Source organism: Rhizobium sp. WYJ-E13, from assembly GCF_018987265.1.
In the GTDB taxonomy this organism is placed as follows: Bacteria; Pseudomonadota; Alphaproteobacteria; order Rhizobiales; family Rhizobiaceae; genus Rhizobium.
This window is the reverse complement of the sequence record NZ_CP076855.1, coordinates 73,814-95,497: the sequence shown is the minus strand read 5'-3', so window position 1 is coordinate 95,497 and position 21,684 is coordinate 73,814. Positions and strand designations below refer to the sequence as shown.

The following is a 21,684-nucleotide window of genomic DNA, read 5'->3' as shown; positions in this document are numbered from 1 at the left end:
GTCTTCTCTCGATCGGGCAAGAGCGAGAATGTTGCCAGCCGGCGTCCTTTCCCTCGACATCGCGCTCAGGCAGCCTCCGCCTGCAGCAGGCCGATAAACTCGTTGTTGATCTTTTTTATGAGATCAATCGCGTCAAGCACGCTTTCTGAGGCGCGCCGCTTGGCCGACGGTGTTAGCGCTGGATTACTCTCGATGCTGGCGAGCTTGGAATAGAGCGATCCGAAGCCGGCGCCGACGTCGCTGAAGTGGTTGCTCTTGCGGATGACCGTGTCCACCATCGGAATTCGGCCGCTCGTCAAGATGGCATGGACCTCCGGAAGAGAGCGATTGTGTTTAAGCGCGATCATGTCCACGTAATTCCAGATGGCCGCATACGGGATCGGACCTCGTGCTCGCTTCCTGGAGATCTCTTTCAGGATCGTCGCCACCTTGATGGCGGAGGTCGCAGCCGTCGGTTCGGGAATGATCGGGATCAGGACTGCATCGCACTCGTGATAGACCTCGATTGCCCGTTGGTGAACGTATCCGCCGACATCGTAGATCCGGATATCGGCTGCAGGCGCCTCCGCGAGGCGATCAGCAAACCGGTCATCCGGTGCGACCCGCAGATGCAGCAGCGTGCCGTCGGTCGGGAGCAATCCCCGTTTCATGGAGACGTTGTACCACCGGGTTGACGATTCCTGCTCGTCGCAATCGATGAGCAGTGTCCTGTGTCCTTGCTGGGCGAATTCTGCTGCAAGGTTGACGTTCAGGGTTGATTTCCCGGCCCCACCCTTGAAGGTCGAGATCGCGAGCGAAAGTGGTTTGCCTGTCATGGATCCCTCAGCCTCGAAGTTTCGCTTGGGCTTGCGCCTGTTGGCGGGCCGCGACCAGGTCATCGTTGAGCCTCTTCGCTTCGCGCTCGCGAGCCGCATCTGCCTTGGGATCGCTCCCCGGCCAAACCTTCAGGATCGAAAGGAAAAGGATCACGAAGATGGTGACTGTTACCCCTTTGAACCAGTGGGAGTGCGCGTATAGGTCCGCCGCCCATTGCCAGAGCGCCCGCGTCCATTCCGTCGGAAGCAACAGGTATGACAGCGTCAGAGCGAGGCCGTAGGCGACGAAAGCGATGATCACCGCGCACACAATCGCGACGACAAGAAAGTTGGCGAGTAAAACCAGAAACCACATTGCCCTGAAGGGGAAAGTCACGATCCTGACGGCCTTTCGATGTGCTGACATCTACCTTCTCCGTGCGCACATTTCGGTGTCAGACCAGACATAACGCAATCTTTCCTGCTTTTCCAGACTTGCACTGCAGTATAATTTTGTGCATGCTTTGCGACAGCCAATTGATGACGGATTCAAGCATGAACCCAGGCGCGCGGCGGCTTACTCGCCTCCTCTTTTGCACCATTGCATGCACGGTCAACGCCCTGGCGCTCGCCGGAGAGGACGATGCCGCCTCGAGAATCGTCAGCTACTATCAGAAGGCTTACGCAGAGGGCCGCGACCTGATTCCCGCTCCCGACATAATCCTTGATACGTCATCGATAGCCGAGCGGCTCGATCTGCAAACAGTCATGCCGGGAGGCGCCCTGATCGGGAGTGCATTTCTTGCTTCCGATGGGACCACCGTCAAACTAGTGGGTGCCCAAGGCTGTCTGTCGGTCGAGCAGGTGGAATTCGCTGGCATGCGGACGACATGCGCTATGCTTTCACTCGCTGGCTTGACCTCCACGCTCGATGAGGCAAAGGCGGCCGCTGGCAATGCATTTCCGTGTCATTTCCTTGGTCAAAACACGGGCACGCCCACCGTGCGCTTTGCGGAATGCTTTTTCGTGAAAGACGGCCACGCTCAATCGCTTTCGGAGGTGCTTATCGCCAAGGGATTGGCGTTTGCTGCCCGTGATCATTCCGGCCGCGCGATATTCCCGGAATATGCACAGGCAGAGGAAAGCGCCAAGAGGACGAGGACTGGGATCTGGGCGAACGCCCACTTCACGCACCCCTACGGTGAGCGCTATCGCGCCAACCCTTCCATGAACTGATCGCGATGAGGTTGCTGATGTTGATGTCTACGCTTGCAGCTTCCGGCCTGTTTGCAGGCATATCGATCATGCCGATGCTCGCCGGACCGAGCCACCCACAACCTGCTCGCCTGCAGGCTCCCATCATCCCTGTTCAGGCGCTTAAGAACGAAGGTACCACCGCAGACAACCAGGAAAGCGATCAAACCCAATTCGTTCCGTTTCCGGTGCAGGCGCAATTCGAAACAGGTGACACCTGGCTTTCCGGCGGGCGGCGATATCGTCTCTACGGCCTGCAAGCGTGTCTCCGCGGCACCTCTGTCACGATCTCTCCTGGCGTTATGAGGGACTGCGGAGAGCTCAACCTGATCATGGCGCAGGCGTTGATCAAGGACACGAAGCCCGTCTGCACAACCATCAAGGATCTCGATCAGAACAATGCTGTGGTCGCCTGCCAAACGACATCAGGCCAGCGGCGCTATGATCTGGCGACCTATATGATCGCCGAAGGATGGGGCTTCGCCGCCGTCGACACCAGCGGCCATTTGATCGTTCCCGGCTACAGGGTAGCAGAAGAAAGTGCGCGAGCGGCACGAGCCGGCTTGTGGGCCTACTCAGACATGCCCCATCCCGTCGCAGTGCTGACCGGCCAAGCGGGAGCACAGCAATGAGAGTTGTTTCATTGTCGATACTGCTGCTGCTGATGACGGCGACGGCCGCGCCCGCGCAAAACCGACCGGCTGATATTCCCCGGCAGATCTTCGGAAAAGTTCAGGTCGTGGATGCCACAACCTTCGAGTTCAGGAAGAGCGGGCAGACCGTGCGACTTGCAGGATACGAAGCCCCTCGCCTCGAACAGACAGCAACGAGCGATGGCATCGACTGGCCTGCGGGTCAGGTTTCGCGGGCCTGGATGATCCTCCGTACCCTTGGACAGAACGTAAACTGCGCACCCATTGCTCGTGACGCCAACGGTGTAATCCTCGCCCATTGCTTTGTTGGTGAGACGAACCTCGCCGCCACGGCGATCGCGGAAGGCATTGGCTACGCGTTCAACTACCGCGACGAACCCCAGGTCTCTGCCTATTTTGATATCGAGCGAAAGGCCCGCGGCCTCGGATACGGCGTCTGGTCGTCGCCGGATCTTCTTCCTCCCTGGCTCTATACCGCCTCGACGGCGAACGGGGACAAAGCGAGGGCCTCTTCACTAGAACCCGACAGCGGCCTGCCCCTGCCTTTGCCTGTCGGTCCGAAGACACTGAACCCCAACGAAGTGCATGGAGGTTGAATGAAACGCATTACTGGAATCGCTGTGGTGTTCATATTGCTGTCCGGATCCGCTTCAGTCGCGATCGGACAGGACGGCGCCACACAGAAGCAGATAGAGCAGCGCGATCCGGACTTTTGCGGGGCCGGAGGCGCGGGTTGCGATCCTGCCGAGGTGCAACGGTGGAAGGCAGTCGGCAACAGGCTCGCCGATCTCTCGTCAGCCGATCTTAGCCAATACGCCTATGCCTGCGCCAAGCATCCCGACTGGAAGAGAGACTGCGACACCAATCCGGCCGCCGTCCTGAAACGCCTTGGGATTGAGGGATACTGAGGTGGTGATGAACAAGCTCTCCGGTGGCGCGGTCTTAGCAACGGCGATCGCCTTCCTGGTAGGCGCATTCGGCGGCTATGCGATCAACGACGTGAGCAAGAGCAACCAGGAGATCGATCTCAAACAGGAGATCTCTCGGCTGAAGGACCAAGCGCGACAGAAGACGAGCGCTGACGCTCCCAACGACGAGGAGGCTAGCGCCGCAATTGCGAAGTCGGACCGGTCAATGCGGATTTCTGAATGCAAACCGCGTCAGGCCGTGCCGGGTGTGACCTGCACAGGCATCATTACAACGGTCAAAGGCTCGTTTGCCGGGGCCAGGCAACCAGGCGTGCTCTCCTTCGCGAAAATTGACGGCGCCTGGGCGCAAATCCAATGACCAATTTGAAGGAGCGAACAATGAGATCGACCTTGATATTGGCCGCAATCATGGTTGGTTCGGCCTCTGCGCCATCGGTGACTCCGGCGAATGCCGAGGATGCATCCTGGGGATGCCAGGTTCTGCTTTGCGCCGCGTCACAGAACCCGTCCTGGCACGGTGTTCCCTACTGCGTTCCGCCCATGACAAAACTCATTGCGGCCATCAAGGAGCCGGGGTTTTCCTGGCCAATCTGCCACGAGGCTAATGCCGGCAAGCCAGGGCACGAGTCCTACGACGACTGCCCTGCTGGGACCACTGTCGGCTACAGCTCGCAAGGGGAGAATGGATGGAGGGGCGAGCCTGACCAATGCGTCAAGACGGTCGATGTTTGCCGGTCTCCAGGTCAGCGCGCTTCCGATGCCGGGCTAAAGGGTGCCGTCATACGGCGGAACTTCGGCGACCGAGGCGATAGTTGTATTGCGCAGATCGCAACGCCACGGCCGCGTCGCGCGGATCCCTACTTCTTCGATATCCCTGACGAACAAGGTGTGAAGCAACGGTTCTGGTTCAACCTGAACCACTAACCACGGAACGGATGCTGAAATGCTCAGGACGACGGCTTGGCAGCCTTCCTCTTCCGGCGGCGTGCTTTTTTCGCCGCTATCCGGGCAAGGTCGTCTTCGGTGACCGTGAACAGATCCTCGATCGAGACATCCCAGATGCGTGTCATCTTGTCGAGTGTTGTCAGCTTCACGTCCCGCATTCCGCGGGTCACTTGCGACATATAAGCTTCCGACACGCCGAGCTGCTCGCCCAATTCCTTGTTCGTCAGTTTTCGCTCGGACTTCAGGCGGTCAAGCCCGATAGCAAGTCTCTCCTGGAAGGAGAGCGACGTCAGGTCCGTGACGTCTGATCGCTCATCTGGCGCATCGTCCTTCAGCCTCGGCATCGAATGTTATCCTTATCAGGAGATCCTCTGACCCGATCGCCGATCCGTAGACGCCGACAACCCGGCACAAGGGCGCGCCGGCGACGGCTGTGTGAATGTTTCAAAGGTCTACCGCTCATTCGAAGCATGGAGTTATTCAGAGACCAAGAAGGTAAGCGTAAACGCTTTGTTGTTCATCTTTTGCATGCGACTGTTCATAAGTCCATTACGCCTCAATACACCGCAGCCGACAGCCCGTGCAAGGGACCGCTTGCGGCCTCCGAGACGGATCCTCAATTCAGGGCTTGCTTCCCCTTGTTGACGAAATTGATGTGTCCTCGAGGTTTGCACATCAATCTCCAATTGCGCCAAACTTTAACTGCGGTTAAATTTTCGATCTGCTCTATGTGACGGAGAAAACTGATGGGATGGCACAAACGGTTTGGCTATCGGTTTGACATGCGGCGGTTAGGCATAGCGGCCCTATTCCTCGCGCTCGCATTCGTCGCTGCTCGGGTGGCCTTTAGAGATAGTCTGACCCTGGGCTATGCGATGGTCATCCCGTCCTATCTCTTCCTCTCGGTCGCGATTGAAGGTGCTCGGACCGGGAAAGGCAGTTTTTGGGACATCCGCGGTTGGGCGGAGACGGCCATCGCTGTCGGTGGCTCCGTGGCTGTCGGATATCTCGGCTTCAGCCTTTGGTCGATCGGGTACTGACGCCGAGCCATGCGTATCGTGGTCCGCAACAGCCCGACCCATGCGTTGGCTGAACTGAGCGACCGCGAGGCCGTGGCGTTACGGGCCTGGTACGGAAACGCAGCCTCCAGCCACGATGAGGCAATCGCGCTTACGGTTATTCGACGCGTCAAGGTGATGAATGGCTGGATCGAATGCGACTGCCTGCACAGTCAGCACCAGCCATTGCTCGCCCCGATCCAGCAGGAACGCACTTTTACCCTGCGGCGGCTGACGCCGAAGGATGCTGATCCCGGTCAACATGACGAAAGACCAAATCACGCGCCATCCTGTCCATTCCATGTCGACAGGAATGCCGACCCCGCCCTCTTCGATCGTGGCTTTCATCTTCGGCCACTGCCGAGATCTGATCGCACCTACATCGACGCACTGCCGGCCATTCCCACCCGCCTCGCCGATGTCTCAGGCCAAGATCCCTCCCGCTCGACGGAACGAAGCGACCGGCCATCAAGACTCGGAGGCGTCCTGTGGCGGATGCTCGAGAAGGCGGGCACGAACGTGATCCCGCCGCTGCAGGACGATCCCGATCTCACACTCGCCAATCAACTCGCCCGGCTGCGCTCGGCCGCCCGTGAGCTCAGGGTGCTCAGGACCTGGACACTGAATGCGCTTCTATCGACTTGGGCTGCGGACTATTGGAATCCGGACAGCCGTTGGCAACGGTTGCTTGCGACCTCCCGCACGGACTGGCCGGAGGGACTTCGGCGTACCGGGTTCATGCTGCTGTTTTCGACCAGCATATCCACACAGGCGATCATGCCGGCATCGTCCTCGCGAACAATCGACATCCTCGCCAAGGTGCGCCAGCCGCTGCGGGGCGATCCGGCAAGTCGAGGGCCATTTCTGACCCTTTTGAACGTGGATTTTCAGGAAGACGACGAAGGACCGGTTCGAGCAGTGCAAGCCTACGCCCAGCCGGTCTACAACGGCGATACGCTCTTCCCCGTCGAATCGGGGTTTGAGCGGGATGTATCCCATTTATTATTCTGGCTACAGCGATCTCTATTCGACGCTGCACCAGAGCTCAGGATAAAGATGACCAAACCGCTCTTCGCGTCGGAGACACCCATCGGTCTTTGCCGACCAGACTTCATTTTGGAGATTGCCTTTAGAGATCACCCACCGCGTCGACTGCTCGTTGAGGCCTTCGGGATGGAAACGGAGGAATATCGGGAGGCCAAGGAAAAAACCATCCCGCGAATGAAGCACCTCGGGCCGATCTTCGGGATTTTTCCGGAGGATCTTACCGAAACGAATTCTAAAGGCACTGGGCGCCGGCTGCAGACGTGGGTCGTCGACAAATTACGAGACGGCTGAAACTGCGGCGCGATTGCCGGTAGATGACGGACGCCGGAGATAGCCTCGGCGGCCGGTACTACGGTGACGTGGGCGGCCGCTTGGTCGAACATGAGATTGCCCCGTTCAGCAAAGGCTCATCGCCAGACACGATGAGAGAAAGGCACGCGACCTTGAGGCGACCAAGCCTCTCCCGGCTTCATTGGTTGTGCTTCGGGCCGGATCCGATTGCTTTTACCGCTCCTTCATCGCCTCGGACGACACCTCGGCGACGGGCGAGAACAGGTATTCGAGAATGCGCCGGCTTCCCGTCTTAATCTCGACGGAGACTGCCATGCCGGGAGACAGCGCGACGGAGGTGCCATCCACATCTATCCTGTTGACGTCAGGCACCACGGTGATCGGAAACACCAGGTTCTGAACCCTCTGAGAATTGCCGATCGGCATGGTGCTCTGCAACTGCTTGTCCGGCTGGCCCTCGAGCTGTTGTGCATCCGGTTCGGGAATGGCGTCCGTCGCAACGCGCGTGACCTCCCCTTCGATCACCCCATAGCGCGTGAACGGGAAGGCCTGAACCTTGATCACCGCCGGCTGCCCCGGCGCGACGAAGCCGATATCCTGGTTCGGCAGATAGGCTTCGATCTCCAATGCGGCGTTTTCCGGCACGATCCGCATCAGCTCCGAGCCGGCCATGACAACCTGACCGACGGTCGTAATCGCGGATGTCTGCACCGTTCCGCTGATCGGGCTTTTGATCGTCATGGCATCCAGCTTTTTCTGTGCTCGGATGAGCTGCTGTTCCTGTTCGTCGATCTGCCGCTCTGCCTCAGTCTGCTTTTCAACGTTTTCGGCGATGAACGTCTTGATCGCCTTCTCGCCTTCGCTGGTCGCAACCGCAAGGGAAGCCGCCGCTTCATCGGCCTGACCGATCTGCTCGGCGAGATCCGCTTCCGCGCGCTGCTTGGCTTCCATAGCATCGATGACGCTGGCGCGCGGACCGGCGCTCGATTCCATCAGCTGCGATCGCATCGCCACGCGATCGTCCATTGTCGCGATCAAGTTCTTCTGGGCGGCGACCATCCGGTTGAATCGGCCGAGCGAGGCGAGCTGCTGCTCTCTCTGCGAGGAGAGATTGGCAAGCGACGAGGCCAGTTGCTCCAGCGAGGATCGAAACTGGGCCTCCTCCCGGCTTCTGATGGACGGAGGAATATCGATGTCGAAGACAAGCGGCACGGAGATAGCCGATGGATTGTTCCAGATGCCGTTGCGCTGCCAGATCTCGACTTGCGTCCTTGCCGTGGTTCGCCTGATGACCTCGGCGCGAAGCGATCGAAGGCTTGCCAGCAGCGCATTAACTTCTGCCCTGGTCTCCGTCGGATCCAGTTCAACGACAACCTCGCCTGCCTTGACCTTCGAACCGTTGGTCACGGGGATCGAGGCGGTCTTGCCGGTTTCCAGCGACTGAATGACTTTCACCCGTCCCGTCGGCTGCAGTTTGCCCTGGGCGGTTGCGACGATGTCGAACCGGCCGAAGTAACTCCAGATGATCGCCAGGATGACGAAGACGGAGATGAACCAGATCAGGGCAGCCCTGATCGGCGAGGCCGGCGTTTCGAGGATCTCAAGTGCGGCCGGCAGGAACGCGGTGTGATCGCGCGGCTTACGCGGCGGCTTCTTTGTCACCTTGGGCGGACGGACGGTCTGGTTCATGGCTGGACCGGTGCCGTCTGCAATTGCCAGAGATGGGCATAGAGGCCGTTCTCACGGGCAAGCAAAGTCTCATGCGTGCCTTCTTCAACGATGCGGCCATCCTTCATGCCAATGATCCGGTCGCAATGGCGTACCGTCGCCAGCCGGTGGGCGATGATGATGACGGTGCGCCCACGCACGATCTCTCGCATATTGGCAAGGATGATCCGCTCGCTTTCATAGTCGAGCGCGCTGGTCGCCTCGTCGAGAATGAGGATGGGTGGGTTGGTGGCGAGCGCTCTGGCAATTGCCAATCGCTGCCGTTGGCCGCCGGACAGATTGGCGCCGCGTTCCTCGATGATGGTGTCATAACCGCGCGGCAGCTTTGATATGAACTCGTCGGCACCGGAAAGCCGCGCCATCTGCATGGCGGCCGCCCGTGACATCGCCGGATTGACGAGGCAGATATTGTCGTGGATCGTCCGGTTGAACAGCATGTTCTCCTGAAGAACCACGCCGATATTCGATCGCAGCCAGGCAGGATCGACCTGGGCGATATCCTGGCCGTCGACAAAAACTTGACCGCTGTTTGGAATGTAGAAGCGCTGCACCAGCTTGGTGAGCGTCGATTTGCCCGATCCGGACGGTCCGACGATGCCGATCACTTCGCCGGGCCGGACGGCAAAATTGATGTTCTTCAGAACGTCCTGTCCCTCCGGCGTATAGCGAAAGTTGACCCCCTTGAAGGCGATGGCACCTCTCGGCTTCGGCAGGCTGATGGCAACGGCAGGACGCGGTTCGGCCGGTGCGTTCAAAATATCGGATAGCCGGTCGATCGAAACCTGAACCTGCTGCACGTCCTGCCAAAGCTGCGACAATCTGAGGATCGGCTGGGAAACCTGGCCTGCGATCATGTTGAAGGCGACGAGTGCGCCAACCGTCAGCTCGCCATCGATGACGGCCTGTGCACCGAGGAAGAGAAGCGCTGCCGAAGTGATCTTGTTGACGTACTGGATGGCGTTCTGGCCCTTGGCCGCGAGCATGGTCGCGGCAAACGAGGACTGAACATAGGCGGCCAGCCGCTCCTCCCATTGGGCGGCCACGACCGGCTCGACCGCGGCGGCCTTCATCGTCTGGATGCCGACCACCGTTTCGACGAGCATCTGCTGGCTGTAGGCACCGCGCTCGAACTTCTCGTCGATGCGGTCCTTCAGCAGCGGCCGGATCAGCACGCCGATTGCGATATAGACCGGGATCGAGGCAACCACGATCCAGGCGAGCTTCGACGAATAGGAAAACAGAACCGCGACGAAGACGATGGTGAAGATGAGGTCGAGGCCTGAGAACAGCCCTTGGCCGGTCAGGAAGGCACGGATCGTCTCAAGCTCGCGCACCCGGGCGATCGTTTGTCCGGTCGCCCGGGTCTCGAAATAGCTCAGCGGCAGATTGAGCAGATGGCGGAACAGCCGCCGCCCAAGTTCGACGTCGATCCTGTTCGTCGTATGCGACAGCGCGTAGGTTCTGAGATATTGCAGCACGACGTCGAAGAGACCGACGGCGGCGAGCCCCACCACGAGCACGATCAGGGTCGAATAGCTGCGATGGGCGAGAACCTTGTCGACGACGACCTGGAAGAACAGCGGCGTAATCAGCGCAAAGATCTGCACGATCAGCGAGGCGATCAGGACATGGCCGAAGGCATGCCGGTAGCGCCAGATCGCCGGCAGGAACCAGCGCAGCCCGAAGCTTTTTGGCGATGCGCCTGGTCCCGAAAAGCGGCGCTGCACGAGGATGAATCGCCCGCCGGTCTCGGCCAGCAGTTCCTCCGCCGAAACGCTCCGCGCCGAAAAGGCAACCGGATCGACAAGCCGGAATGTTCCATCCCCCATCGGGCCGCCGAAGACGCCAAAGGAGCCATCGGCGAGCATCGCGATCGATGGAGCGGGAAGTGTCGCAAGTTTGGCTTCATCGCGCACCTGCACAACGCGAGCCTTGAGACCGAGGCTCTTGGCAGCACGCAGCAGATCATTCGATCCGCAAGAGCCCACGACGGCCAGGTCTCGGGCAAGAGTTGACGGCTGCGCCGCGATCCGGAAATAGCCAGCAATCGCACACAGAGCTGCAAGCCCGCTGTCGACGATTTCGGCAGCGGGTTCTGGCTCTACGGTTTTGTTTGTTTCGGCGACGGCCGGATCAGCGGTGACGTTCACAGACGCCGTCCTGTGCGCCGTCAGGCGAAACGACGCACCTCTGATGGAGATGCGTCGCCATGCTGCGAGTGGTCATCGCAAGGCTCACGCAGCGACACCGCTGGTGTTCTTCTGCCATGCAAGGCTTGCGTCCGCGACGAGATGGGTCTGACCGTTCGTCGTCTCGTAGCTGCTCGTACCGGTGATCGCTGAACCGTCGTCAAATGCCTGAGCACCGCCTGGGTTGGGGATCAGGTTGACGAGCTTGATCCCGGCCTCCGACATAGTCAGCAGTTCGCCGGCATCGCTGATGCCGTTCTGGTTGCTGTCCCTCCAAATCCGGAATTCGTTCCAGCGGGCGTCGTTTGCGTCGAGAACATTGTCGTGGTTCGTGTCGAAGACGAGACGGAGGCCTTCGAGGTCGGAGATGTCGGACGTGGCGTCATTCTCCGGCCACATTGAGAACGCCAATTCACGCGCCTGATCGATGACCCCGTCAGGTCCGGCAGAGCCATCAGCACCGAGATCGATCGCCAGGAAGCCGTCGTTCGGGCCGACCCAAGCGGTCTTATCCCGAACGCCGTCAGCGTCCCAGTCGAACGTCGGGGTGGGGTTGCTGGCTGTCAGATCCAATGGGCGAAGATCGATATGGCCGTCACCGTCCAGGTCAAGCAATACTGGAAGGCTGCCCTGAGATCCATTGTCGTAATAAATGGTACGGGAACGCACTTTACCATATGGATCATAATTCGTAACAATTCTATTCCAGTTGTATTGTTGGAGATAGTCGTATTCGTTGAAGCTATAAATTGATTTCTTACTGTCGTCTCTATAATCCGACCAATACATAAGTGCACCGTTGTAATAGTATGAACTTATAGTATAGCTGTAGGGAGCGGTATTGTGTGGATCATAAGTGTAGACGTCGTATCCACCGTTGTCGTAGTAATTGATCTGCTGTGTTGTCGCTCCGGTATTGTCATTGACGACCAGGTAATAGGACCAGGACGCCGCATTCGTTGCGTCGTAGACGTAGTAGCGCGTTTCCCCACTGTCGTACTGGATGGTCTGATTGGTGAGACGCCCGGCAGTGTCATAGGAATACTGGATATTCGTCCACTCGGTGGCGTTCGCTGGATCATAAGTCACGGCGTAGCGCGTGCCGTTGTCATTGGTCTGATTCACGGACGTCAACCGTCCGGCAGTGTCATACTGCTGCTCGAGCTTCGTATACGTCTGCGCATTGAGCGGATCGTAGAATGTAGCTGACGTCAGCAACCCGGCCTTGGTTGTGTTGCTGACGCTCAGCTGCTGGCCACTCGGCCCATCGTAGGTCGTCGTCACAGAGCTACCGTCTGCCGCGACGACGGTCTGCGCGGTCTTGCGGCCGAGCCCATCCGTCGTCACCGAGCTTCCGTCAGCGGTGAAGATGGTCTGCGAGACCCTGCTGCCGGCCGAGTCTGTCGTGGTTCTGGAGGACAGCGAGCCGAACGCATTGACCTGATCAACGATCGTCTGCGTGATTGCTCCGCTCGCGTTGAGATCGGCCTTGGTCAGTGTGATCGAGCCGTCCGCGTGTGTCACCGCCGTCTCTGTGTGATCAAAGGTGCCATTATTGTCGGCATCCTTGGACAGCGTGGTGATCTGGCCGTCGGCGCTGGTTGCGATCGTACCCTTTGCCTTGACCGTGCCGTTGGCGTTGTTCTCCGTCACCGTCGTCACAACGGAACCATCGACCTGGATGGTAGACTGCATGACGGTCTCGAACACACCGCTGCCGTCAAAGTCGTATTTGGCGACCTTGGAGCGGCCATCGGACGACGTGGTGGTCTCGATCCTGGCGGCGATCGCCTGGCTCCAATAAACGACACCCGCCGTCAGGTTGGAGATCTTTTGCGCCGTCGCATTATTGGTGACCACGGAGACCGAGGCGCCTGTCGGATCGACGGTGACCGTTTCGACCTGATCGACTGTATCGTCACCGTTGATATCCTTCGAGGTCGTCTTCAGCCTGCCATCAGCGGACGTCTGGATCGTCGTCTTGGCGGACAGCGTGCTGGCCGGCAGATCGGTATCCGAGATGACGGTCGTGCTGCTGCCATCCGCATTGGCGGTCACGTTCGTCACCCGCTGACGATCAATCGTGCCGTTGCCGTCGCGATCCCAGGTGGTGGTCGTCTGGCGCCCGTCGGCGGAGACGACGATGGTCGACTTTTCCTTGACCGTTCCGTCGGCATTGAAGTCCGTCATTATCGATGTCTGGATACCGGAATTAGCGGTGACCGTCTCCTGGTGCTGGTCGACAATGCCGTCGCCGTTGCCGTCGCGGTCGATCGTGACGGTCGTCTTGTCGGCGCTGGTCAGCGTGACAATCTCGCCGATCAGGGCTCCGGCGCCGTCGGTCGTCGCGACGGTTTCGCGAATGGCACCGTCGGCCAGGACCGTGGTCGTGTCAGTGACGGTCTGGTTGGTGAAGCCCGGACGCTCCTGGCTGGATGTAACTACCAGGCCGTTGGCACTGGTCGTGGTGATGGACCTGGAGATCAGCGAACCATCGGCCTTCTTGCTTTCCACCGTCCTCGTCTTCGTGCCATTGGCATTCAAGACCGTGACATCGGTTGCCGTCTGACCATAGGAGCCGGCACCCGTCGGATCGATCTGGGTGGTGACGGACAGACCGTTGGCGCTAGTGGTGACGAGAGTGCGGCTGGTCAGCGTCGTGCCGGTCAGATAGCTGATCGTCTGCGTCTTCGAACCATTGGCGTTGAGGACGGTGACATCGGTACGGCTCCTGTCGAACGTCGTGCCGCCACCGGTGCCGGCCGTGTCCCACTTCGTGGTCACGGTCAGGCCGTCTCCCGATACATCGGTCAGCGTGATGCTCTTGGTGACGCCTGCGATGACATCCTTCGTCGTGGTCGTCTTGTAGCCGTTGGCCTTCAGAACGGTCGTGCTGGTCGTCGTCTTGTCGACCGTGCCATTGCCGTCGCTGTCATAATCGATCGTCTGCTTCAGGCCGTCGGCAGAGGTTGTGACGGTCTTCGCATCCTTCAGAATATTGCCGGCACCGAAGTCGCTGAGGGTCTGGATTGTCGAGCCGTTGGTCTGCTTTGCCGTGACCGATTTCTTGTCGACATTGCCATCACCGTCAACATCCACGGTCACCGTGGTCGTCAGGCCATGAGCTGCGACCGCAGTTACGGTCTTGCTTTCCAGCGTCGTCCCATCCGACTTGAAGTAGGACAACGTTTCCGTGGTGCCGCCATCGGCGTTGAGAACGGTGACATCGCTCATCGAGCGAACCGTCGCCCCGCTGGCATCGGCAAAGCTCGTCGTCTTGCTCAACCCGTTGGCGTTGACATTGGCGGTCGTCCGGGAGATCAGCGCGTCGCCGATGCCCTTCTTCGAGATCGTCTGCGTGCGGCTGCCGTCCGCATTCAGCACCGTGACATCGGTGGTGACCAGTTCAAAAATGCCGTTGCCGTCAAGGTCGGAGCTTGACGTCTTCGACAGCCCGTCATCGGAGGTGATGACGATGGCCTGGCTTTCGAGGGCGGCGGAAGCATTGTACTGCTTGATGTCGTCCTTTTGCGTTCCGGCATTGTCGATGGTGATCGTTTCCAGGCGATCGACAACTGCGTCGCTGTCGATCTTGGAGCTTATCGTGGTGGTTTTCTGGTCGGCGCTGACGGTGGTGATCGTCTGCGAGATCAGCGTCGCGTCGGTCGCCTTGACCGTTTGAGTGGCGGTGACCGATCCGGCCGGGTCGAGCGGCGTTTTTCTCCACCACGAGGTCTTGTCGATCGTGCCGTCGCCGTCCAAATCGTAATCGGTCTGCCCGTTGAGACCATTGAGGCTGGTCGTCACCTTCGTCGAATTTGCAAGCGTCGTTCCCCGGAAATTCGAGACGGTCTGGAACTGCAGCCCGTAGGTGTCGAACGTCGTCACATCCGTGGTCTTGGTGTCGACCACCTCGTCGGCGTTGATGTACTCGCTGGTCGTGATCGACTTGCCATTGCCGCTGGTGACGATGGTCTTCTTGTCGAGGCGGGTGGCATCGCTGCTCGTCAAAGATATCGTCTGCGTTTTGCTTCCGTCGGCATTGAGCACCGTCTGGGCGCTCGTGATCCGGTCGGCGACGCCGTCGTGATTCAAGTCCGCCGATACGCTCTTTGTCAGGCCATTGCCGCTGGCGGTGGTCGTGGTCGTGCTGATCGTCGATAGATCTGCAGCGTATTGTCGCTCCCACGTCGTCACATCGCCATTGGCCGTGATCGTCTCGACGCGCCGGGTATCGGTCTGGCCGTCGCCATCCGCATCCGTCACGACGGTGGTGTTGTGGCGATCGGCGCTGACTTCGGTGACGACCTGGGACTTCAGCGTTCCATCGGCGCTCGTGCTCCTCACCGTTTGCGTTCGCTTGCCGGTGGCGTCAAGGATGATGTAGCTCTTCGTCGTATCATCGACGACGCCGTCGCCGTTGGCATCGGTCGTGACGGTCTGGGTCAGGCTGTCGGCGGTTGTGGTCGTGTAAGTCTTTGCTATCAGCGTCCCGTTGGCGCTCTTGGTCGTTACGGCTTCGAAGCGCATGCCGCTGGAATTGCCGGTGATGACATCCGTCTCCACGAGATCGTTAACGCCATCGCCATTTAAATCGGTGCTCGTCGTCTTCGACAGGCCGTCAGCCGATGTGACGCTGACCGTCTTTTTGACCAGCGAGCCGTCGGCGTTGAGCGTGCTGACCGTATTGGTCGTCGTCCCGTCGGCGCCGACCACGATCGTGGTCAGTGTGTCGGTCTTGGTGTCGCCGTTGGCGTCCTCGACGATGGTGATCGACTTGCCGTCGAGGCTGGTCGTGGTGACCGTCTGCGACAGCAGAGTACCGGTGGTACCGGTCTTGGTGCGATGCTGAACCGTTTGGGTCCGGTTGGTGGCGTCGATGACAGTAACATCAGTATCGGTAAAATCAATGACGTTATTGCCGTCCACGTCGCTCGTCGTGGTCTTCGACAAGCCGTTGGCGCTAGTGACAGTCGTCGTCTTCGAACGCAGAATGGAGGACGCGTTCGTATTGTAGACCGAGCTCACCAGCGTCACGTCGCCGTTCGCGGCCGTCGAGGATGCTGTGACGGTTTTGGTTTCGCGGGGTCCGTTACCGTCAGCGTCGACTCCTACGGTGATGGTGCGACCATCACCACTGATTGTCTGGTCGATGGCGTTGAGGACTGTATTATTCGAGGCGCGATCGATGGTCTGCGTGGTGCGTTTGCCGTCCGTCGCGATCGTGGTAGTCGCGGTGGCGTTATGCTCGTAGACGCCGTTGCCGTCCAGGTCGAACCGGGTCGTCTTTATCAGTCCGTCGGCAGACGATTCAACCATCGTCCTTGTCAGGAGCGTCCCGTTGATGCTGAGCTGCTCCGTGGTCGTCGTATTCGATCCATCGGCGTTCTGGACGTAGGTTTGCCTCTGGTCGATGATGCCGTCGCCATCCTGGTCGAGCGTTGTCGTCACCGTCAGATGATCGGCACTGGTGACCGTCGAGGTGCGATCCGCAAGCGATCCGTCGGCGTTGAAGTTCGAAACGGTCTTCGTCTGAACACCGGTTGCGTCGACAGTGAGCACATTGGTCTGCGAGCGATCGAACGTGCCGTTGCCGTCGTCGTCGAACTGCGTCTGGATGCTGCGGCCGTCGGCGCTGGTCGTCACCACATTGCGGAAGGCAAGGCTACCGTCGGCGTTGTAGGCAAGGATCGTCTTCTCGACCGAGTTGTCGGCCTTGGTCGTACTGGTCGTCTTGACGATATAGGCATCGTCATCGTTTGCAAGCTTGGCGTCCCCGACAGTTCCCGTCGTGCCATCGGCGCGAGTAAAAGTAGTCGTTCCGGTAATCGCAGAGCCATCCTCGAAGGTCTGACCGCTGCCCTTCGGCGTCAGGTCGATCGAAGTGATCCCGAGGCTGTCCAGGGTCACCAACTGGCCGTTTAGCTCCACCCGGAACTTCGACCATTGGGCATCGCCCGCGTCGAGTTTGCCGTTGCCATTGGTGTCGAAGATATGCCTCAGTGCCTCAAGGTCGCTTGTTGCAGCGGAATCCCATTCGGTGAAAGCAAACTCGCTCGACCGAGTTATCTTGCCGTCTCCGTCAGCGTCAATGATGAGAACACCCGTGCCTGCTCCCGCCCAGGCGGTTCGATGCTGATAGCCGTCGCCGTCGAGATCCAGGAATTTGGATGATGTCGATAAGGTTTCGACGCTCAAGCCGTTGCCGCTCAAATCGAGGAGAACCGGCCTCGTCGAGGAGCTCCAGCTGCCGCTGGGGCTTGGGCCATAATCGCTGCTACTACGAGAGCTGTTGCGTGGCGGGGACTTCGAACTGTTGGTCGAAGAGAAGCTTGAGGAACCGGCTAATCTTGCCGCGTTCTGCGCGCGGTGTTTATCCACAGCGTCATAGACTTCTGGGGAATAACGAGAAAGCCCGGCCTGAGCCGAGTACACGTCTAAAAAGCTGTAACCACGCGCAAAAGCGCGATCTGCGACATGCTCAGGGGAGCCTATCTGTTCACCATATCTGGCGGGACCAAGAGATTCGTAAAAGCCATGCTCCGATACCCTTCCATGTGCGGCCTCCACGGTTTGCACATATTGCGTAGCACTGTATCTAAGGTACCGCTCAGTTGCAGGGTTACTATATGGCCCTGCGTTCTCCGCGTAAGCCGTGCTGAAGATTGCCTGAGTTAAAAATCCACTGGCGCCGCTGAGGTTAGCCGCAGCCGCTGCAGTCAAGCCCCAGCCGAGCGCCGTGCCCGCAAAACCATTCGCACCACCCAGTGAATCGTAATAATAGTCCAGCGCAGCTCCACTAAAGGCTCGAGTTCCATAACCTGGGACATCGAACGCAACAGCGACCCCTATGCCATAGTCTACGCCCATACCATTGTGGGCGATTGGGTCGGACATGTTATGAACTCTAACACCTCCCGCGACATAGGTATGTAGATCTTCGACCTCGAAGTTGTATGTTGCCCAGGCGTCGACGCAGACAGGTTTGAGCGCGGCATTTCCTGAAACCGCCGCATGAACTTCGGCCCGCTCAAACAGGTCTGCGGTCTCGGGCGAATAAATAATTCGCTCAACAGCAACTTCTGCAAAGTCGCCCGACGCCAACACCACTTTTGCCCTACCGGCGCGGACCATCTCTTCAATAGGAGGGAAGTAGCCGAATTCATTCAAGAAATGATGGCCGGGTGTGCATACAAGTTCACGCTGTTCGCCAGCCGCGTTCCACTTAAGCCTGTACCATTCTGTCGTCACATTTCGAAACAGACGCGTAACACGTCGCGGGATTAGAAGCCCGCGACCGGCGTCGGTATCAGGGTCGAAAGCCATAACGGTGTCACCCACTCTGATTTCAGATATAGGTTTCCTGCCGGCAATAGTCGTTTGTATAAGGGTGTCAGAGGGAAAGCATTGTGCGCCCAAAACTGTGACAACATTTGTAGCGGGATCAATCTCAAATCTCTGAAATATGCTTACAAATGTATTGTTAACGCGCAAACCGTTCGGCCTGATCTCAATCATTACCCCATTGACTAGATAACTCGAGCCAGGCAACAGAGTTCTTGCCGTCCCATCCGCAGTGAGGAGCTCTTTCGGAGCAACAATTCCCAGTTGTCCTGACAGTGCGAGATACCTTGCGTACGATATTTCTCCACTAAGAAGTAGAGAATTCGCAAAGCCAATTGAATCGATAACATCAGAGGAAGGAAATTCGCCAGTTTCACCTGACAGTACAAGGCTAGGTCCGGGTGTAAGCCCCTTGGTAATCCCCCCGTTTTGAACGGGGCTTCGCAGTAGAATTCACGCGGCCATTTTCAGTTTCTGGGCGGGTGTGATGCCGCCGATGCCCATATTGGGCCGTTCGTTGTTGTAGTCCATAGCCACTGCGTGGCGAATTCCTGCGCCTCCTCAATGCTTTCGATGATGTGTTGATCAAGCCATTCATGTCGGACGGTGCGGTTGTAGCGCTCGACATAGGCATTCTGTTGCGGCTTTCCGGGCTGAATGTGGCTCAAGGCAATTCCTTGCTTTTCGGCCCATTCCATCAGTTTGCCGCTGACATACTCAGGTCCGTTATCCACACGAATGGCGAATGGTCTGCCTCGCCATTCGATGATCTGGTTCAGGCTGCGGATGACGCGTTCAGCAGGCAGCGAAAAGTCCACCTCGATGCCCAGTCCCTCGCGGTTGAAGTCGTCCAGGACATTCAACAGTCGGAATTGCCGACCATCCTCCAAACGATCCGCCATGAAATCCATTGACCAGACCAGGTTAGGCGCATCCGGCACAGTCAGAGCGTCGGGTTTGTCCCGCCTCAAACGCTTGCGTGGCTTGATCCTGAGGTTTAACTCCAGCTCGCGGTAGATGCGGTAGACGCGCTTGTGGTTCCAGCGATGTCCTCGGACATTCCGCAGGTATAGAAAGCACAGGCCAAAGCCCCAGGTCTTCTTTGCCCGCGTCAGCCCGATCAGGAGATCGGCGATCTGCTCGTTCTCGTAGTTCAGCTTGGCGCTGTAACGATAGCAGGTCTCGCTGACCTCGAAGGTGCGGCAGGCAAGTGCAATGCTCACCCCGCGCAACGCCACAGCTTTCCCGGCCATCTCTCGGCGTTGAGATGGCCGTGTCATTTTTTTCCCAAAGCCTCCTTCAGCAGTTCCGCCTGCATGCTCATCTCCGCATACATCTTCTTCAGCCGACGGTTCTCATCCTCCAGAGCCTTCATCTGGCTGATCATAGAGGCGTCCATACCGCCATACTTCGAACGCCACTTGTAAAAGGAGGCGGTGCTCATTCCATGTTCCCGGCATAACTCCGGCACCGCAACGCCGCCTTCTGCCTGGCGCAGGATGGCAAGGATTTGGGGTTCGCTAAATCTGCTCGTCTTCATCAAAATCTCCTCGTTCATAAAGCCCGAGAAAATTCTACTTTTGAAGCCCGTTAATTGGCGGGGGGATTACCCCTTCCTCAACGCCGTACGAATACTTTCCTCTCCTAAATTTCTGCCAGCGGGGACGCCCGTTTCGAGAGCCGCCACCCGTCCTGTCGCATAGTTGCTATAAAACCAGTTTGAGAATGTTGCATAATTCCTCCCAGTAAGGTTGTTCCGAAGCTCGTTGTCTATTGTGTCTGTTACGTAGAGGGTCGCGTGCGAGGTAATTAAGTCATTTAGCGTTAGGCCCGTCGGGTCAGAACGCATCATGTTCACGACAACGTTGGTATCAACAAGAAGTGATTTATAGTAATGAAGCGCTAGTGCATTATCCATTGCTGCCCCCAATAAGACCTTTTTCAATACGCTGAAACATCTCCTCCGCGACGTCCGGAGCGAACACCGCAAGACCTCTCACGAATAAAAAATCGTGAAATATTGGAAATATCTTTTTCCCCATTGCGATTTCTTCAGCTTCCGAGAGGGAAGATGTTACTGTTTTCCTGGTTAACTCTATATAGCTACGCATAATAGAGATAAGTTCTTCGTTTTTGGCGAAGTGATTTATTATGGAATCGAGATCTTCGGGTGATATTTCCATCTCCACCAAGCCGCTTTCGGTGATAACGCTCTTTTTAAAGCGTGGGATAAATGAGCCGTTGCTTGACTGGTACATGCTTGAGATCTCGAAGTTGTCAGGAAATATTTGTTTAACAGGTGCTGCCTGCGCGAGCAGGGCGGCCGGCCTTCATCAACTGACTAGTAGAATCAGCCCACTGTCCCGATACCCACAGAAGCTTGCCGCGGTTCGACGTGATACTTGCGATGCCAAGCGTAACCGATAGGACGGCTTCAAATGAACCTTTCTTTGCGGCGCGCAAGACGTATGAGTCGAGGATTTTGTCAGCAGTAACGACGTTGCTGAGATTTGAGGTACTCGCTGCGTGCGTCTCCGAGCAGCAGCAAAATGCTCCGACGACAAAGCCAGTGACCATTTTAGTCGAAATGGAGAGGACGCGCCGCCGCAGGCGTTCATGCCAACACATATGCGCCCCTGACATACTTCGTCCCAGCAGCATAAGCCGATGCGTCGCCTCAATGTTCGAACAGATGATCATGCGGATGAAACTACAGCCGACATTCAATGAATGAGCCCACTGCTGACTGCCGCAACCAAAGCCAGAAAACTTGAGCGCGAAAAACTGTCGCCGCATGGCGCTGAGACATGATCTTGCCTACCATGGGCATATCGCGTTCTTCTAACTTTGAGATCATTTTGTCTATCTGCAGCCGTTTCAGGTTCATTCGCCAAAGAGGCATCTTCTAAAAATTCATATCGAAGAACAAACCAGTTCTGTATTTTTATTAAAACTGCTAGTTTGGGTTGAGAATGTCAACCAGCGGATGGTAGATTCGAAACAAAAAAATATTTTTCTACAATCTGAGGAGGTTTGAAATATGGAGACATGATCTCCATAGCTTATTTGGGTAATGCAAGCCTCAAGCAGAATAATCTTCCCCTGCGGAGTAAACTGGAACTTCTAGGAGTTGAACAACAAGCAAATGGCGGGATTGTGCGACTGATCTTTGCATCGCTTCAGATTGCATTGCCGCGAGACCGCAAGATCTCTGTAAGCGCTGAGCAAGAGCTGTTTTAGGAATGATCAATTGAGAACGCACATCCGGGCACGCTCATGGCCCAGACGGACGGTGTGACCGCTAGCACTCATTTTGCGATCGGCGCCTGCCGGGCAAGTCGCGCTGCACGCACGCGTCGTCTATGAGCTTGCGTTGATCGATCTCAAGTAGCATCTTGGCTTTCTGGGCTCAGCGGCACTTTTGTGAGTGACCGGCTCGCACGACGCCTTTT

Annotated in this window: 15 protein-coding genes and 1 pseudogene; 8 read left to right on the top strand and 8 right to left on the bottom strand. The window is 57.9% G+C overall.

The features are described 5' to 3' along the window. Positions 1 to 65: 65 nt before the first annotated feature. Both KQ933_RS31835 and KQ933_RS31830 read right to left on the bottom strand, forming a co-directional pair. The gene (locus KQ933_RS31835) at positions 66 to 815 is read right to left on the bottom strand and encodes a ParA family protein (protein WP_216761225.1); all 750 of its coding nucleotides are present in this window, start codon (positions 813 to 815) and stop codon (positions 66 to 68) included. Between the two features lie 7 nt (positions 816 to 822). Then, positions 823 to 1,221 carry a hypothetical protein gene (locus tag KQ933_RS31830; protein ID WP_216761224.1) on the bottom strand — a complete coding sequence of 133 codons (399 nt, stop codon included), beginning with the start codon at positions 1,219 to 1,221 and terminating at the stop codon, positions 823 to 825. A gap of 128 nt (positions 1,222 to 1,349) precedes the next feature. Between KQ933_RS31830 and KQ933_RS31825 the strand changes: the two genes are divergently transcribed. Genes KQ933_RS31825 through KQ933_RS31800 form a run of 6 tightly spaced genes read left to right on the top strand, consistent with a single transcriptional unit; the run spans position 1,350 to position 4,554 of the window. Next, positions 1,350 to 2,030, top strand: coding sequence for a thermonuclease family protein (locus KQ933_RS31825; protein ID WP_216761223.1), 681 nt, complete (start codon positions 1,350 to 1,352; stop codon positions 2,028 to 2,030). A gap of 5 nt (positions 2,031 to 2,035) precedes the next feature. Next, on the top strand, positions 2,036 to 2,680 hold the full coding sequence (locus tag KQ933_RS31820) for a thermonuclease family protein (RefSeq protein WP_253958490.1): 645 nt from the start codon (positions 2,036 to 2,038) through the stop codon (positions 2,678 to 2,680). Between the two features lie 11 nt (positions 2,681 to 2,691). Further along, complete coding sequence (locus KQ933_RS31815) at positions 2,692 to 3,297, top strand: thermonuclease family protein (protein ID WP_253958489.1); 606 nt, start codon at positions 2,692 to 2,694, stop codon at positions 3,295 to 3,297. Then, on the top strand, positions 3,298 to 3,609 hold the full coding sequence (locus tag KQ933_RS31810; RefSeq protein WP_253958488.1) for a hypothetical protein: 312 nt from the start codon (positions 3,298 to 3,300) through the stop codon (positions 3,607 to 3,609). Positions 3,610 to 3,616: 7 nt separating this feature from the next. Next, positions 3,617 to 3,988: a hypothetical protein gene (locus tag KQ933_RS31805; protein ID WP_216761221.1), complete on the top strand. Its 372-nt coding sequence runs from the start codon at positions 3,617 to 3,619 to the stop codon at positions 3,986 to 3,988. Between the two features lie 20 nt (positions 3,989 to 4,008). Beyond that, positions 4,009 to 4,554, top strand: coding sequence for a hypothetical protein (locus tag KQ933_RS31800; RefSeq protein ID WP_216761220.1), 546 nt, complete (start codon positions 4,009 to 4,011; stop codon positions 4,552 to 4,554). Positions 4,555 to 4,577: 23 nt separating this feature from the next. Here KQ933_RS31800 and KQ933_RS31795 read toward each other — a convergent pair whose 3' ends face one another. Next, positions 4,578 to 4,919, bottom strand: coding sequence for a helix-turn-helix domain-containing protein (locus tag KQ933_RS31795; RefSeq protein ID WP_216761219.1), 342 nt, complete (start codon positions 4,917 to 4,919; stop codon positions 4,578 to 4,580). A gap of 402 nt (positions 4,920 to 5,321) precedes the next feature. Here KQ933_RS31795 and KQ933_RS31790 point away from each other — a divergent pair, with 402 nt between their 5' ends. Next, complete coding sequence (locus KQ933_RS31790; protein ID WP_216761218.1) at positions 5,322 to 5,615, top strand: hypothetical protein; 294 nt, start codon at positions 5,322 to 5,324, stop codon at positions 5,613 to 5,615. A gap of 9 nt (positions 5,616 to 5,624) precedes the next feature. Continuing rightward, on the top strand, positions 5,625 to 6,971 hold the full coding sequence (locus KQ933_RS31785; RefSeq protein ID WP_216761217.1) for a hypothetical protein: 1,347 nt from the start codon (positions 5,625 to 5,627) through the stop codon (positions 6,969 to 6,971). Between the two features lie 213 nt (positions 6,972 to 7,184). On the opposite strand, the gene KQ933_RS31780 is transcribed toward KQ933_RS31785, so the two are convergent. The 5 genes and pseudogenes from KQ933_RS31780 to KQ933_RS31760 all read right to left on the bottom strand — a co-directional run bounded on the left by KQ933_RS31780 (position 7,185) and on the right by KQ933_RS31760 (position 20,490). Continuing rightward, positions 7,185 to 8,660, bottom strand: a complete 1,476-nt coding sequence (locus tag KQ933_RS31780; RefSeq protein ID WP_216761216.1) for an HlyD family type I secretion periplasmic adaptor subunit — start codon at positions 8,658 to 8,660, stop codon at positions 7,185 to 7,187. Further along, positions 8,657 to 10,780: a type I secretion system permease/ATPase gene (locus KQ933_RS31775; RefSeq protein WP_216761312.1), complete on the bottom strand. Its 2,124-nt coding sequence runs from the start codon at positions 10,778 to 10,780 to the stop codon at positions 8,657 to 8,659. The genes KQ933_RS31780 and KQ933_RS31775 overlap by 4 nt, the downstream gene beginning before the upstream one ends. A 153-nt stretch (positions 10,781 to 10,933) precedes the next feature. Continuing rightward, entirely contained in the window at positions 10,934 to 17,086 is a 6,153-nt protein-coding gene (locus KQ933_RS31770) for a hypothetical protein (protein WP_253958487.1), read from the bottom strand. A gap of 1,599 nt (positions 17,087 to 18,685) precedes the next feature. Next, a pseudogene (locus tag KQ933_RS31765) lies at positions 18,686 to 19,772 on the bottom strand (IS3 family transposase). A 370-nt stretch (positions 19,773 to 20,142) separates the two neighbouring features. Beyond that, entirely contained in the window at positions 20,143 to 20,490 is a 348-nt protein-coding gene (locus KQ933_RS31760; RefSeq protein ID WP_216761214.1) for a hypothetical protein, read from the bottom strand. Positions 20,491 to 21,684 lie beyond the last annotated feature (1,194 nt).